This is a genomic window from Burkholderia cepacia complex sp. TUM26381, assembly GCF_057439935.1.
The window spans coordinates 673,498-688,941 of the sequence record NZ_CM172008.1 but is presented as its reverse complement, the minus strand read 5'-3'; the positions used below and the strand labels follow the sequence as shown (position 1 = coordinate 688,941).

At 67.3% G+C, this 15,444-nt stretch carries 12 protein-coding genes and 1 pseudogene; 5 read left to right on the top strand and 8 right to left on the bottom strand.

The window, feature by feature from the left end; genetic code table 11:
• The first annotated feature begins 4 nt into the window (after positions 1-4).
• Positions 5-1,195: a CaiB/BaiF CoA transferase family protein gene (locus ACWMMN_RS34985; protein ID WP_342706371.1), complete on the top strand. Its 1,191-nt coding sequence runs from the start codon at positions 5-7 to the stop codon at positions 1,193-1,195.
• A 3-nt stretch (positions 1,196-1,198) separates the two neighbouring features.
• Positions 1,199-2,050: an HpcH/HpaI aldolase/citrate lyase family protein gene (locus ACWMMN_RS34980; protein ID WP_342706370.1), complete on the top strand. Its 852-nt coding sequence runs from the start codon at positions 1,199-1,201 to the stop codon at positions 2,048-2,050.
• A 162-nt stretch (positions 2,051-2,212) separates the two neighbouring features.
• Here the strand turns inward: ACWMMN_RS34980 and ACWMMN_RS34975 are convergent, their stop codons facing one another.
• The 8 genes from ACWMMN_RS34975 to ACWMMN_RS34940 form a co-directional block, all read right to left on the bottom strand.
• On the bottom strand, positions 2,213-3,637 hold the full coding sequence (locus tag ACWMMN_RS34975) for an MmgE/PrpD family protein (RefSeq protein WP_486424135.1): 1,425 nt from the start codon (positions 3,635-3,637) through the stop codon (positions 2,213-2,215).
• A 59-nt stretch (positions 3,638-3,696) separates the two neighbouring features.
• Positions 3,697-4,986, bottom strand: coding sequence for an MFS transporter (locus tag ACWMMN_RS34970; RefSeq protein ID WP_486424134.1), 1,290 nt, complete (start codon positions 4,984-4,986; stop codon positions 3,697-3,699).
• An 89-nt stretch (positions 4,987-5,075) separates the two neighbouring features.
• Positions 5,076-6,485 carry an MmgE/PrpD family protein gene (locus ACWMMN_RS34965; RefSeq protein ID WP_486424133.1) on the bottom strand — a complete coding sequence of 470 codons (1,410 nt, stop codon included), beginning with the start codon at positions 6,483-6,485 and terminating at the stop codon, positions 5,076-5,078.
• 36 nt (positions 6,486-6,521) lie between these two features.
• Complete coding sequence (locus tag ACWMMN_RS34960; RefSeq protein WP_486424132.1) at positions 6,522-7,592, bottom strand: zinc-dependent alcohol dehydrogenase family protein; 1,071 nt, start codon at positions 7,590-7,592, stop codon at positions 6,522-6,524.
• Between the two features lie 43 nt (positions 7,593-7,635).
• Entirely contained in the window at positions 7,636-9,111 is a 1,476-nt protein-coding gene (locus ACWMMN_RS34955; RefSeq protein ID WP_486424131.1) for an aldehyde dehydrogenase family protein, read from the bottom strand.
• Between the two features lie 35 nt (positions 9,112-9,146).
• Entirely contained in the window at positions 9,147-10,637 is a 1,491-nt protein-coding gene (locus ACWMMN_RS34950; RefSeq protein WP_340626016.1) for an aldehyde dehydrogenase family protein, read from the bottom strand.
• A 28-nt stretch (positions 10,638-10,665) separates the two neighbouring features.
• Entirely contained in the window at positions 10,666-11,556 is an 891-nt protein-coding gene (locus tag ACWMMN_RS34945; protein WP_486424130.1) for an SMP-30/gluconolactonase/LRE family protein, read from the bottom strand.
• A gap of 61 nt (positions 11,557-11,617) precedes the next feature.
• Positions 11,618-12,430, bottom strand: a complete 813-nt coding sequence (locus ACWMMN_RS34940) for an enoyl-CoA hydratase/isomerase family protein (protein WP_340626014.1) — start codon at positions 12,428-12,430, stop codon at positions 11,618-11,620.
• 320 nt (positions 12,431-12,750) lie between these two features.
• Between ACWMMN_RS34940 and ACWMMN_RS34935 the strand changes: the two genes are divergently transcribed.
• The 3 genes and pseudogenes from ACWMMN_RS34935 (at position 12,751) to ACWMMN_RS34925 (ending at position 15,433) form a co-directional block, all read left to right on the top strand.
• On the top strand, positions 12,751-14,190 hold the full coding sequence (locus ACWMMN_RS34935; protein ID WP_340626013.1) for an MmgE/PrpD family protein: 1,440 nt from the start codon (positions 12,751-12,753) through the stop codon (positions 14,188-14,190).
• A gap of 144 nt (positions 14,191-14,334) precedes the next feature.
• Positions 14,335-14,529, top strand: a pseudogene (locus ACWMMN_RS34930) (aldehyde dehydrogenase family protein); the annotation flags it as partial.
• 82 nt (positions 14,530-14,611) lie between these two features.
• Positions 14,612-15,433 (top strand): SDR family NAD(P)-dependent oxidoreductase, encoded by an 822-nt coding sequence (locus ACWMMN_RS34925; RefSeq protein ID WP_340626012.1) that lies wholly within the window; start codon positions 14,612-14,614, stop codon positions 15,431-15,433.
• The last annotated feature ends 11 nt before the right edge of the window (positions 15,434-15,444 follow it).

The window sequence follows — 15,444 nt, the reverse complement described above, 5'->3', positions numbered from 1 at the left end:
GACCATGCAAGCTCGAAAAGGCCCCCTGAGCGGGATGACCGTCGTCACGCTCGAACACGCGATCGCCGCGCCCTTCTGCACCCGCCAGCTCGCCGACCTCGGCGCGCGCGTGATCAAGGTGGAACGCCCCGGCGTCGGCGATTTCGCACGCGCCTACGATCACCGTACGCGCGGACTCGCGTCGCACTTCGTCTGGACCAACCGCTCGAAGGAAAGCCTCACGCTGGACCTGAAGCAGCCCGCCGCCCAGGAAGTGCTGGGCGAGCTCGTCGCGCAGGCCGACGTACTGGTGCAGAACCTCGCACCGGGCGCGGCCGCGCGCATGGGCCTGTCGTTCGACGCACTGCACGCCAAATATCCGCGGCTGATCGTGTGCGACATCTCCGGCTACGGCGGCGACGGTCCCTATCGCGACAAGAAAGCCTACGACCTGCTGATCCAGAGCGAGGCGGCGTTCCTGTCGATCACCGGCACGCCCGACGAGCCGAGCAAGGCCGGCAACTCGATCGCGGATATCGCGGCTGGCATGTATGCGTACACGGGCATTCTCAGCGCACTCCTGCAGCGCGGCGTCACAGGTGAAGGCTCGCACGTGGAAATCTCGATGCTCGAAGCGCTGGCCGAGTGGATGGGCTTCCCGATGTACTACGCGTACGACGGCCAGCAGCCGCCGGGCCGCAACGGCGCCGCGCACGCGACGATCTATCCGTACGGCCCGTTCACGGCGGGCGACGGCCGCGTCGTGATGCTGGGCCTGCAGAACGAGCGCGAGTGGAAAGCGTTCTGCGACACCGTGCTGCGCGACCCGGCGCTGGCAACCGACCCGCGTTTCGACGCCAATGTCCGGCGCTCGGAACATCGGGCCGAACTGAAGGCCGTGATCGAAGCGGCGTTTGCGGGCCTCACCGCGCAGGAAGTCATTGCACGCCTGGACGACGCGCAGATCGCGAACGCGGCCGTCAACCAGGTGAGCGATCTGTGGACGCACCCGCAACTGCATGCGCGCGAGCGCTTCCGCACCATCGACTCGCCCGCCGGTGAACTGCAGGCGCTCCTGCCGCCGGCCACGATCGACAGCTTCGACGTCCGCATGGACGCGGTGCCGGCGCTTGGCGAGCACAGCATGGCGATTCTGCGCGAACTCGGGCGCTCCGACGCCGATATCGAACAACTGCGCGCCGCGGGCGCGATCTGAACCATGTCCACGCCCTCTTCTCCCGTGCATCACGCGCGCAGTTTCCTGTTCGTGCCGGCCACCCGGCCCGAACGTTTCGCGAAGGCGCTCGATTCGGCCGCCGACTGCATCGTCATCGATCTCGAGGATGCGGTCGCCATGGACAGCAAGGATGCCGCGCGCGATCAGCTCGCGCAGCACCTGCCGCTCCTGACGCCGGAACAGCGCTCGCGCACCGTCGTGCGCGTGAATGCCGTCGGTACGCCGTGGCACGACGCGGACATCGCATTGCTGCGCGACTGGACCAGCCAAGGCGTCGTCGTGATGCTGCCGAAGTCCGAAGACGCGACTGCGCTGCGCCACGTCGCGCAACAACTCGGCGACGCGGCGCGCATCGTCGCACTGATCGAATCGCTGGCCGGGCTCGATGCGGCCGATGCGCTGGCGCGCGATCCGCAGGTCGTTCGGCTCGCGTTCGGTCATCTGGATTTCCAGCTCGACCTCGGCATGCGCGCATCGGCGGAAGAACCGGAGCTGGCCTTTGCGCGCAACGCGCTCGTGGCCGCCGCGCGCCGCGCGCGGCTGCCCGCGCCGATCGACGGCGTGACCGTTCGCACCGACGACGCCGAGCGCCTCGCGGCCGATGCCCGGCGTGCGCGTGCGTTCGGCTTCGGCGGCAAGCTGTGCATCCACCCGGCGCAGGTCGCCGGCGTGAACGACGCACTGGGCCATTCGGATGAAGAACAGGCATGGGCGCGCCGCGTGATCGACGAAGCCGCGAAGCACGGCGGCGCGGTGTTCAACCTCGACGGCCGCATGGTCGATCTCCCGGTGATCCGCGCGGCCGAGGCGATCGTCGCGAGCGTGAGGAAATAGGCGCGATCGGCAGGCGGTTCGCGATTCACTCGCGGTATTGACGGCCCGGTATTCGAGGGTCAACGCAGAAAAAGATGGGCGGCATCCGGTTTCCCGGCGCCGCCCATTGTCTTGTGTGGCGCCCGCCCGGGACGCACAGGGCGCCCCGGACGGCTTTCACGGTCAGCCTTCGACGGCCCACAGAGCGGTCAGCTCGGCGGCCTTCGTCGCCGGATTCAGCTCGCGCAGCGCGGCCAGCAGCGTGCGCGAGCGTTCGGCGCCCAGCACGTCGGTGGTCAGGTCCATGAACTTCGCATCCTGCTCGTGCTCCGGCATCGGATTCGTGTCGGTACCGATCGGATCGCCGACGAACACGTGCTCGCTGCGGCCGTCCTTGAACGTGACGGTCACGTCGGCCACGAACTTGCCGGGATACTGCTTCTCGAGTTCGGGTTCCTCGGTGATGCGGATGCTGCGCGCGATGTCGATCACGGGCGCCATGTCCACCTTGCCTGCCAGGTAGTCGCGGTGGACCGGATAGCCGTTGCCCTTGCCGAGCAGCGTGAACGCGGCCTGGATCGGCAGGCTGAACTGCACGTGTTCGATGTTCTTCGGCGCGTACGCGTTGACATTGGCCGTGCCGACGACGACGTTGAAGTGCGGCGTGATCTTCAGGTGGATGTCGGCGATCTCGTCGCGGCGTGCCGCGAACGGCCGCAGCGCATCGATGTACGCGTGCGTGCAGTAGCACGCGCAGTACGCCTTCAGCCACACCGTGCCGATCTCGAACGGCCGGTCGATGACGAAGCGCTTTTCGGCATTGTCCTCGGCCGTGCGTTGCAGGAAGGTGCGGAAGAAACCCTTGTTGCCGCTCAGGAACGCGCGCGGGCCGGTGATGCCGGCACGCGCCATGTCGGCCGCCGCCATCCCGTTGCGCGTGCCGATGCCCGCGTGGATGCGCTTGATCGAACCGCCGGTCGACGTGTATTCGGTCGTGCCCGACACGTGGCTCAGCGCGACCGCCAGCGCGTGCAGCGTCGTTTCGGCGTCGAACCCGCGCAGCTTGGCCGCGACGGCCGCCGCGCCGAAGTTGGACAGCGTGCCGTGCGGGTGATAACCGCGCTGCAGCAGCTCGGGCGCGGCCAGCATGCCGATGCGCGCATAGACCTCGTAGCCGGCCACCATCGCGACGATGATCTCCTCGAGCGACGAACCCAGTTCCTCGCCGATCGCGAGCGCGGCCGGAATCACGCAGCTGCCGGGGTGGCTGTAGCTGGGGCCGTGCGCGTCGTCGTACTCGAAGCCGTGCCCGTACGAGCCGTTGACGAAGGCGGCGTCGGCCGCGCTCATCGTCAGCGCCGACGCGCTCACGCGGCTGTTGCCCGGGCGTTGCTGGGCCGTCGCATACGCGAGCAGCTGCTCGGACCACGGCAGTTTCGAAATGCCGACCTGCAACGCGATCTGGTCGCGCATCAGCCGGCTGATGCCGGCATGCGCGCGCGCGTCGAGATGCTCGTATTTCAGTTCCTGGATGAAGCGCACCACCGCTTGCTCGAGCGGCGGGCAGTTGTCCGGCGCAACCGGCCGGGTGTCGTGGGTGACGGTCATTGCAGTCTCCTGGATGATCGAAGGATGAACGGCCCGGCCTGCGCGCGGGCCGGGTCGGTTCACGCGGGGCGATAGGTACTGCGCTGCCGCCCCACCGAAAGTGCGATGCCGGCGGCGAGCAACGCGACGACGGCCATCAGCAGCAGCGCCGCCGTATAGCCGCCCGTGCGGGCCTTGGTCACGCCGAGCAGGTACGGCCCGGCGAAACCGCCCAGGTTGCCCACCGCGCCGATCCACGCGATGCTGGCCGCGGCAGCGGCCCCTGACAGCAGGTCGGTATTGATCGCCCAGAACGCGGGCAGCGCGCCGAACACGCCGAAGGCCAGCACGCAGAAACAGCCGAGCTTGAGCACCGGTGCATCGATCAGGCCGGCCCCTACCAGTGCAGCGGCGGCGATCAGCGCGGGAATCGCGATGTTCCAGCGCCGCTCGCCGGTCCGGTCGGCGCGGCGCGCCCAGAACACCAGGCTCGCCGAGCCGATCACGTAGGGGATCGCCGTGACGAAGCCGGTCTGCACGTTGGTCAGGCCAAAGGATTTGACGATCTGAGGCAGGAAAAAGCCGATGCCGTAGATCGTCAGGAAGAAGCCGAACGCCATCGCGGCCAGCATCCACACACGCCGGTCGCTGAACACGCGCGCCACCGGGATGTCGTGTTCGTCGCGGCGCCGGTTGTCCTCGCTTGTCATGCGCGCGGCGAGCCACGCGCGTTCGTCCGGCTGCAGCCAGTGCGCGTCGCGCGGCGCACCCTTCAGGTAGCGCAGCGTGACGAAGCCCATGATCACGGCGGGCGCCGCCTCGATCAGGAACATCCACTGCCAGCCTTGCAGCCCGCCCAGGCCGTCGAGCCCGCGCAGCCCCAGCAACATGCCCGAGATCGGCGAGCCGATCACCGACGACAGCGGCGCGGCCACCAGCAGATAGCCCATCACGCGCGCACGGTACGCCGACGGGAACCACAGCGTGATGCAATAGGCGACACCGGGGAAGAACCCGGCTTCCGCGAGCCCCAGCAGCAGGCGCACGGCATAGAAGCTCCATGGGCCGGTCACGAAGGCCGTGGCGCCCGAGATCAGCCCCCAGGTAATCAGGATACGGGCGATCCAGATGCGGGTGCCGACCCGCACCAGCAACAGGTTGGACGGCACCTCGAACAGGAAATAGAGCAGGAAGAACAGCCCCGAGCCCAGGCCGTACTGCGCGGGCGTGAGGCCGATCGCGTCGTTCATCTGCAGGCTGGCGAAGCCGACGTTGACGCGATCCAGGAACGAGATGAAATAACACAGCATGAAAAACGGGACGAGGCGCCGAAACACCTTGGCCATCGTGACCTGCTCGAGCGAATGCATGAGGTCTCCTCACATGTTTTTATGGTGCCGGGCGATCACAGCGATTCGCCCGGCACGAACTTTCCGCGCCGGATTCGTCCGGGTATCGATCAGTGCCCGGACGGCACGAGCGGATCGAGCAGCACGGCGGCCACGTCGTCCACTTCGTCGAGGTGCAGGATGTCGCCGATCATGTTGTCGACCGTCTGCTTCGACAGCTCGATCGCGGCATACGGCACGCAGAGCCTGAACTTGGCGACGAAGTCTTCTTCCGTGAACGGGTTGCGCGGGTGCCCCTTCACGTACACGCATTCCTGCTTCAGCACGCGGCCGTCGCGCAGCGTGACGGCGAGGCGCGCCCCCCAGTCCGACACGTCGGGGTTTTCCTCGGCGGTGATGCGCGTCATCAGCTCGCGCACCTCGGGCCGGGCACGTGCGTCCTCGCTGTACGACTCGAGGAACACCTTGTCGTCGAACGCGGCAATGGCCACCACGTAAGACAGGCTGAACTGGCATTCGGGCACCGTGACCGGATGCCACTTCTTCTCCTGCGGCTCGCACACCGCGCGCCAGCTCGGCGTGGACGTCTCGATGTGAATGCCGGCGATGTCGCCCGCGCCGAACCGGTGCGCCTTCATCAGCTCGCGGATGGCGTCGATCGACGAATGCGAGAAATAGCAGGCGCTGTAGCCCTTGGTGATGATGTTCTCCATCTCCCAGTGCTCGCCGAGCGCGTGCAGGATGAAGTCGGGATCGGTCTCCCAGCGCGCCGTGCTCAGATAGCCCTTGGGCCCGGTCAGCACCTCGGCGCGCGGGCCCGTGATGCCGCGCTGAGCCAGCTGGCAGCACGTGATCGCGGCCTGGCTCACCAGCCCGTGATGCATGCGCACCATCAGCGTGGCCGGTGAATAGATGCCCATGGTGTTGGGCTGCGTCATGGTCCGCGCGATGCCCTGCGCGTTTTCGAGCTGCTCCTGCGTCAGCCCGAGCAGCTTGCCCACGGCAGCCACCGCGCCGAAGATGTAGTGGCCGCCGCATTCGTGATGCTTGATCGCGCGGTTGATGACCTTGTACGCCGTGCCGAGCCGCACCAGGATTTCCTGCCCGACCGCCATCGCCGCGAGGAATTCCTTGCCCGACACCTTGCCGCGCAGGCCGGTGGCGGCCAGCAGCGTCGGCACCACGTATTCGGTCACGTGGCCGGCTTCTTCGTGCAGGTCGCCGCAATCCATCGCGCGCGGCATCGGGCCCAGCGCGAGCGCCGCCTCGTGGGCCGGCACGCGGCCGCCGTAGAACGGCAGCGGTGTCTGCGGGTTGCCGCCCCGCTCCTTCACGAGCGCGACGATCTCGGGGATGCCCTCCATGGCCGAGCCGCCGATGGTGACGCCCATCGCGTCGAGCAGCGTCTGCTTCGCATGGCGCGTGACGCCGGCCGGCAGGTCGGCATACTGCGTTTGCAGCGCCATCCGGCACAGCGTGGCCATCGGGTCTTCGACCCCTTGCCGTTCAAATTTCGCCATTGTTCCGTCTCCTGGTCGCGGGATGCCGTGGCGTGCTCAGAACAGGAACACGCCCTTGCCGCCCGCCTGCGTGTCGAACTGCCGGTAAGCCTCGTCGGCCTGGTCCAGTTTCCAGTGGTCGGTAAACAGCTTGTCGACGTCCACGCCATGCTTGGCGACGAAGTGGATGCAGTCCTTCATCCCGACTTCCGAGAACGTGTAGGAGCCGATGATGGTGCGCTGCTTGCCGATCACGTCCTTCATGCCGTCGACGTTGAGGTTGCCGCCCACGGCCACCAGCGCGATGCGGCCCCACGGGCGCGTGCTGCGCACGGCCTGCTGCTTGGGCACGTCGCCGCCCGCGCAATCGATCGCGCAGGTCACGCCGAGGCCGCCGGTGAGCTTGTGGATTTCCTCGATCGGGTCCTGCTGGCTGCCGTCGATCACGTGGGTCGCGCCGAATTCCTTCGCGCGCGCGACGCGATCGGCCGCGATGTCGATGCCGATCACTTCCACGCCCATCGCCGCGGCCAGCTGCACGGCCGACAATCCGACCGGGCCGAGGCCGAACACCGCGAGCGTGTCGCGCGCGCTGATGTCGAGGCGCAGCAGCGCGCCCCACGCCGTTCCCGTGCCGCAGGAAATCGCGGCGCCGGTGGCATACGACACTTCGTCGGGCAGGTGGACCAGCGACGTCACGGGCACCTTCATGTAGTGCGCATGGCCGCCGTGCTTGATGACGCCGTGGATATCCGCGCCGTGGCTGCACATCTGCGTCCAGCCGGTGCGGCAGTGATCGCAGTGCATGCAGCCTTCGTAGTGGAACACCGCGACGCGGTCGCCGGCCTTGAACGCGCGCGGATCGACGCCCGCGCCGACCGCGACCACCTGGCCGCACGGCTCGTGACCGCCGATGATCGGCGTGTCCTCCGACATCCCGCGCGACGCGAGATCCTTGAAACCCAGCGAGCGGATCACGTCGGCCGGCTTGTTGCGATAGAAATGCAGGTCGCTGCCGCACATCCCGGAAGCCTTCATCTCGATCACGGCCTCGCCCGGGCCGGGCGTCGGGTCGTCGAAATCCAGGATCTCCAGCGTGCGTTCGCCTCTGAAAACTACGCCTTTCATGTCTTGTGTCTCCTGTGCGGTCGGGCAGCGGCGTCGTGCCGGCTCAGACCAGGTTGATATAGGTGGCCTTCGGGTACAGGAAGCTCTCGACGTGCTCCTTCCCGCCCTTCCATCCGTAGCCGCTCATCTTCGTGCCGCCGAAGCCCACGGCCGGGTCGATCACGCCGTAGCAGTTGATCCAGACGGTGCCCGAGCGAATCCCCTGCGACACCCTGTGCGCGGTCGACAGGCTGCTCGTCCACACGCCGCCGGCGAGGCCGTACGGTGTGTCGTTCGCGAGCTTCAGCGCGTCGTCCATCGTGTCGAACGGAATCACCGAAGCGACGGGCCCGAAGATTTCCTCGCGGGCGATCGTCATGTCGTTGCGGACATCGGCAAACACCGTCGGCTCGACGAAGAAGCCGCCGGCCGGTGCGCCGTCCGGGCGCCGGCCGCCGTGCACGAGTCGTGCCTCCGTGGCGCCGATGTCCACGTAATGCATCACGCGATCGAGCTGGCGCCGCGAGATCAGCGGGCCGATCTGCGTATCGGGATCGCGGCCGTCGCCGATCCGGATCGAGCCGGCGAACGCGGCCATGCGCTGCACGAATTCGTCGTGGATCGCGCGCTGCACGAAGATCCGTGTACCTGCCACGCAAACCTGGCCGGTGTTGGTGAACACGCCCATCGCCGCGCCGGGCACGGCCTTGTCGAGATCGGCATCGGCGAACACGATGTCGGGCGACTTGCCGCCGAGTTCGAGCTGCAGCCGCTTCAGGTTGCCGGCCGACGCGCGCACGATGGCCTGCGCGGTGCCCACCGAGCCGGTGAACGCCACGCGATCGACGTCCGGGTGTTCGGCCAGCGCCTGGCCGACGTCCTTGCCGTAGCCGGTCACGACGTTGATCACACCGTCGGGCACGCCCGCTTCCATCATCAGCTCGGACACGCGCAGCGACGACAGCGACGCATCCTCGGCCGGCTTCAGCACGGCCGTGCAGCCGGTGGCGAGCGCGGGGCCGTAGATCCACCACAGCCCCATCAGCGGGCCGTTCCACGGGATGATGCCGCCGACCACGCCCACCGGCATCAGTTGCTTGAGCGCGGTGAAGCCCGGGGCGATCGACATCGGCGGCGTTTCCACCGCGCCGGCGCCGGTTTGCGACGCATAGAACTGCAGCAGTTGCGACAGCCATTCCTTGTAGCCGCGCGTGCGGGCGAGCGGCGCGCCCATGTCGAGCGTCTCGATCAGCGCGAGCTCGTCGAAGTGATCGAGGATCACGTCGTGCACGCGCAGCAGCAGCTTGCGCCGCTCATGCGGCGTGAAGCGGCTCCACGGCCCCTCGAACGCGCGGCGCGCGGCCGCCACGGCACGACTCACGTCTTCCGCGTTGCCCTGCGCGACATGGCACAGCACTTCGCCGGTCGCGGGGTTGATGGCCTCGATGCGTTCGCCACCGACGGGCTCGACCCATTCCCCGCCGATCAGCAGCTTCTTGGTGCCACGTACGAAATCCGGCATGCTCGGGTTGATGCTCAAGAGTGTCTCCTTCTGAATTGTTCTGGATGACGAAGTTACATGCGAAGCATGATCGACTTCGTTTGCGTGTAGGCGTCGATCGACTCCTGGCCGAATTCGCGCCCCCATCCCGATTGCTTGTATCCGCCGAACGCCATCGCCGGATCGGATTCGCCGAAGGTGTTGATCCACAGCCGCCCGGCCTTGAGCGCACGCACGACCTTGTGCGCGCGCGCCACGTCGCGCGTCCATACCGCGGCGGAAAGGCCGTAGGTCGTGTCGTTGGCCTGCAGCACCGCATCGTCCTCGTCCTTGAACGGGATGATCGACAGCACCGGCCCGAAGATCTCTTCCTGCGCGATCCGCATGCCGTTGCGCACGTTGTCGAACACCGTCGGCTCGACGAAGTAACCGGCGCCGCTCCACGGCTGGCCGCCGAGCCGCAACGTCGCGCCGCCCTCCTGGCCCACGCCGATGTACGACCGCACGCGCTCGCGCTGCGTCGCCGAAATCAGCGGGCCGATCTTCGTGTCGGCCGCGAACGGATCGCCGGCCTTCCATGCGGCCGCCACCTGCGCCACGCGCTCCGCGACCTGCTCGTGGATGCTCTCCTGCACGAACAGCCGCGTGCCGGCCGAGCACACCTGGCCGGAGTTGCCGCAGAAGGTCTTCACGGCGGCTTGCACGGCCTTCTCGATGTCGGCGTCGGCAAACACCACGTTGGGCGCCTTGCCGCCGAGTTCCAGCGTCACTTTCTTCAGGTTTCCCGTGGCGTCGCGCGTGATCTGCTTGCCGACCGCCGTCGAGCCCGTGAACGCGATCTTGTCCACGCCAGGGTGCTGCGCCAGCGCCGCGCCCGCCGTCGCGCCGAAGCCCGGCAGCACGTTGATCACGCCCGGCGGCAGGTCGGTTTCCTGGATCAGCTCCGCGAGGCGGATCGACGTGAGGCATGCCAGCTCGGCGGGCTTGAGGATCACCGTGTTGCCGCAGCACAGCGCGTTGGCGAACTTGATCGCGGCCATCAGGATCGGCACGTTCCACGGGATGATCTGGCCGCATACGCCGAGCGGCTCGCGCAGCGTGTAGATCAGCGTGCTGCCGTCCGACGGAATCGTGGTGCCGAGCACCTTCGAGCACCAGCCCGCGTAGTAGCGCACGATGTCCACCGTGGCGGTCACCGCGCCTTGCGCGAACCACAGCGGCATGCCGTTGTCGAGCGACTCGATCGCGGCCAGCTCGTCGATGTGGGCCTCGATCTTGTCCGCGATCTTCAGCAGCGCCCGTGTGCGGGCGTGCGGCGACAGCGCCGACCATGACGGCGCTTCGAATGCCTTGCGCGCGGCGATCACCGCGGCGTCGACATCGGCACTGTCGGCCTCGGCGACCCGGCAAAGCAGCTGTTCGGTCGCGGGGTTGATCGTCTCGAAGGTCTTGCCCGATGCGGCATCGACCCATTGCCCGCCGATCAGCAGGCGCTTCGCGCCCTGCCCGATCCACGCGAGCGCTTTTGCACGCGCGGCTTGCGCGGTATCAGTGATGGTCGTCATGAATTCTCCAGTTGGGGGGCCTGATGCATCAGGCGAGCGGAACGTCGACGCGTGTCGACAGCACCGCACTCAGCGGATTGGCGCGGCGCACCTCCGGATTGAAATCGGCGGGCGTCACGCACATGAACAGCGTGCGTCGATCCTCGCCGCCCAGCGCGCAGGCATAGCAGTTGCGCTCGCCGGTCTGGATTTCCTCGAGAATCGTGCCGCCGGGCGCCACGCGCAGCACGCGCGTCTTCGTGAAATCGGCGACCCAGATCGCGCCCTCCGCATCGACCTGCGAGATGCCGTCCGGCGCGACAACGATCTCGCCCATCGAGCGGATCACGTCCTCGTCCTGCGGCACCGGGCCGAAGGTCGCCCAGTCGCGACGCGCGGAGAGCGAACCGTCCGGCCGGATGTCGAACGCCGACATCCGGTTGCCCCAGGATTCCGACACCACCAGCGTGCGCCCGTCGATGATCGTCGCGCCGTTCGCGAAGTGCAGCGGTTCGCTCACCATCGTGACCGTGCCGTCCGGATCGACGCGTGCGAGCCGGCCCGGGCGGCGCGGCGCGAGCTTCATCACGTCGAAGCCCAAGTTGCCGACCCACACGCGGCCCTGCGTGTCCACCACCATGTCGTTGGGTTCGAATTCCAGGTGCGGCGACAGGTCGGCATGACGCACGACCGAGCCGTCGTGCTCGCGGCGCAACAGCGCGCGGTCGTGCATCGACACGACGATCAGCCGCCCGTCGGGCAGCCAGCCGATGCCGGACGGACATTCGGGCACGTGCATCTCCTCGCAGAGGTTGCTGCCGTCCTCGCGCATCGAGTACACGCATTCGGTATAGAGATCGCTGAACCAGAAGCGGCCGTCGTGCCAGCGTGCGGCTTCGGTATGCGTCATGCCGTCGAGAAGCAGGGTGAGCTGTCTCATTTAACCTGTCGTTAGTTAGATTGAAGGGTGCAGCGTGATCGCGGTCCGTGGGTTCGAGCGGTCACGACTGCGGCAGGCGGGCCGACGGAAATTCGGGCTGGCGCTTGCCGCGCAACGCGGCGACGCCCTCCTTGACGTCCGCCCCCAGAAAACACAGCATTTCAAGCGCGAGCGAGTTGTCGAATACCGGCCCCGCCACGCGCATCCAGTTGTTGAGCGATTTCTTGGTCGCGCGAATCGCGGTCTGGCTGCCGCGCGCGAGGTTGGCCGCGATGGCCAGCGAGCGCGACAGCACCTCGGCGCGCGGCGCACAAAAGCTGACCAGGCCGATCCGTTCGGCTTCCTTGCCGTCGACGAAATCCGCGGTCATCAGGTAATACTTGGCCTTGGCCATCCCGCACAGCAGCGGCCACACGATGGCTGCGTGATCGCCCGCCGACACGCCGAGGCGCGCATGTCCGTCGGTCAGCTTCGCGTCCTCGGCCATCACGCTCACGTCCGCCAGCAGCGCGACGACGAGGCCCGCGCCGACGGCCGTGCCGTTGATCGCGGAAATGATCGGCTTGTCGCACGCGAGCATGTTGTAGACGATGTCGGACGCCTCCTTCATCACGCGCATCGTGGCCTCCTGGCTGGCCGCCATTTCCTCGACCACGGCAAGATCGCCGCCGGCCGAGAACGCGCGATCGCCGGCGCCCGTCACGACGACCACCTTCACGTTCGGATCGTCGCCGACGACGCCCCAGACCTTGGTCAACTCCCAGTGCATCCGGTTGTTCGTGGCGTTCATGACCTCCGGACGATTGAGTGTGACGAGCAGGACGCCGTCCGGCTGGCGATCGAACAGGAGGAACTGGAAATCTTCGTATTTCATGCTGGGCCCTGGGATTGTCTGGAACGGCGGGCGGCGTGTGTCGACGCCCGCCGATGAAGTGACCTGCGACGGTTCGCGGTACCGGGGAAAGCGCAAGGGACCGTCAGGATACCCCGCAATCTAACTAACAGTTGTTATTCTATTTTGCTTGCGGGGATTTCCCATCAGGGAATCCCCGCATGCCGCGAGTCAAATGCACGCGTTCCGGCGAGCGCTTTTCGACGCGCGGAACGTTTTCGACACAAACGTTGCGTGCGGCGGGTTCAGCGCCAAACCTGAAGGCATTCGCAGGAACAGAATCAGAACAAGGAGCGAGACACATGAGTCACCCGACCCTCATCCAGCAACTGGCCGACTTCTCGGCCGGCGTCGACGTCGCCCGGCTACCCGACATCGTCGTGCAGGAGTGCAAGCGCGACATTCTCGACTCGCTGGGTGTCGCGCTGGCGGGGATCGATCATCCGAGGGGACGCATCGGCATCGAAACGGGCCGCCGCATCGGCGGCCGCGCGGGCGACGCGACCATCATCGGCACCGGTGAACGCTCGACCGCCTACGGCGCCGCGTTCGCCAACAGCGAATTGCTGAACGCGCTGGATGCGGATTCGGTGCTGTTGCCGGGCCACGTGAGCCCGTATGTGCTGCCGGGCGCATTCGCGACGGCCGAAACACACCGGCGCTCCGGGCGCGACCTGATCGCCGCCGTGGCGGTATCGCACGAGATGTCCTACCGCTTCGGCGCCGCGATGAGCGGCTACCGCGACACCAAGGACGGCAAGTCGGCCAATCCCGCATCGGTCGTGGGCTACAGCAGCACCGTGTTCGGCGCGACCGCGTCCGCGGGCAAGCTCAAGCGGCTGTCGGCGACGCAACTGGCCAACGCGCTGGGCCTGGCCGCCGCATCGGCGCCGGTGAATGCGCAGCGCGCGTGGTTCACGCACGCGCCCACCGCCACCATCAAGTACCAGCTGGCCGGCGGCCTGACCAACATCGCGCTCACGGCCGCCGACCTGGGCGAACTGGGCCATCGCGGCGATGTGCGCATCCTCGACGACGCGGTCAACGGTTACGCGAGCTTCATCGGTACCGACCGCTGGATGCCCGAGATCATCACGCGGGATCTGGGCGACGAGTGGCGCTTTCCCGGCTTCCAGATGTTCAAGCCGTATCCGCACTGCCGCGTGATGCACGCGCCGCTCGACCTGCTGATCGACATCGTGACGCAACACGATTTGAAGCCCGAAGAGATCGACGGCATCACGTCGTTCGGCGAAGGCTGGGCCTATGTGCTGCCCTGCTTCACGAACCGCGAAATCCTGGAGGTACACGACGCGCAGTTCTGCTTCTCGCACGGTCTTGCGGTCGCGGCCCACCGCATTCCGCCCGGCCCCCGCTGGCAGGACCCGTCCGTCGTGTTCGACCCGTCCGTGATGGCGCTGATGAATCGCGTGTCGCTGGAAACCCATCCGGCCTATTTCCAGTCGATCTCGGCGGACATCACCAGCCGTCCGTCGCGCGTGGAAGTGCGTGCGCGCGGGCAAGTCTTCGCCGGCGAGAAGATGTTTCCGAAAGGCACGCCGTCGGTGGACCCCGCGACCTACATGACCACCGATGAACTGGTGAACAAGTTCCGCACGTTCGTCGACGGCCTGCTGCCGGTATCGACTGTCGAGCAGGTCGTCGACAGCGTGCTGAACCTCGAAAAGGTGGAGGACTTCGGCACCGTCATCCGCCAGTTGGTGCGGTCGTCCGGGCACTGACCACCGACGGCAACCTCGAAAACCGCGACCATGACCCGTCATGCCGTCAGCATGCCGCACGCGGATCGGCTCTGCATCGGCGGCCGCTGGGTGGCGCCCTCGTACACCGACACCTGCGCCGCGTTCAATTGAGCGACCGATGAATTGGCTGCGCGCGCAACCATATCGAACGACACGACCTTCGGCCTCAATGCGGCGGTGTTCACGCACGACGCAGAGCGGGCGCTGCGCGTCGCGCGGCGGCTGCATGCGGGGTTGGTGGGACACAACGCGTCTCGCACCGATTTCTCCATCGGCTTCGGGGGCTTCAAGGAATCGAGCGCGGGCGGCCTCGAAGCATTTCTCGAAGTCAAGACCGTCGTACCTGACCCGCCGGCCGAATGCGTGCCGGCGCATGAACAAACTTTTGGAGGAGCAACCGATGAGCAATACCGAATTCAACAACGCAGCACCGCGCGACTGGATGGTCCATTCTCGCATCAAGGGGCTGGTCGCGCTGGTGGTCGGCGCCGGCAGCGGCATGGGCGAGGCCAGTGCGAAAACCTTCGCGGCGAACGGCGGTGCGGTCGCTGTTGCCGACCTGAACGCGGGCAACGCCGAACGCGTGGCCGGCGAGATCGCGCGCCGCGACGGCCACGCGCTCGCGCTCGGCCTCGATGTGTCGAAACAGTCGGACATCGACGCGGCCATCGCCAGGACGGTCGAACGCTTCGGCCGGCTCGACGTCGTCATCAACACGGCCGCGCTGGTGCGTTCCGGGATGCTCGAGGACGTGTCGATCGACGAATGGCGCAGCGGCTTCCAGGTCAACGTGGACGGTGCGCTGATGCTCGCGCGCAGCGCGCTGCCGCACCTGAAGCAGAGCCCGCATGCGGCGATCGTGAACACGGCTTCGCTGGCGGGCGTACACGGCTATTCACAGGGCGGCGCCTATGGCCCGAGCAAGGCGGCGCTCATCACGCTCAGCCGGCAGATGGCGCACGAGTGGGCATCCTACGGCGTGCGCGTGAATGTCGTGCTGCCGGGCGTGATCGACACGCCGATGGCGCGCGGCTCGGTACCGCAGGAACTGCTCGACCAGCTTGCGGCGATGCTGCCGATGAGCCGGGTCGGCCAGCCGGAGGAAGTCGCCGACCTGATCGTGTATCTTGCGTCGCCCGCGGCCGGCTACATCACGGCCCAGGCAATCGCATGCGACGGCGGCATGTCGCACATGATGTTCGCGAAGCCGATGGGCAAGTAAGCGCGCCGCGC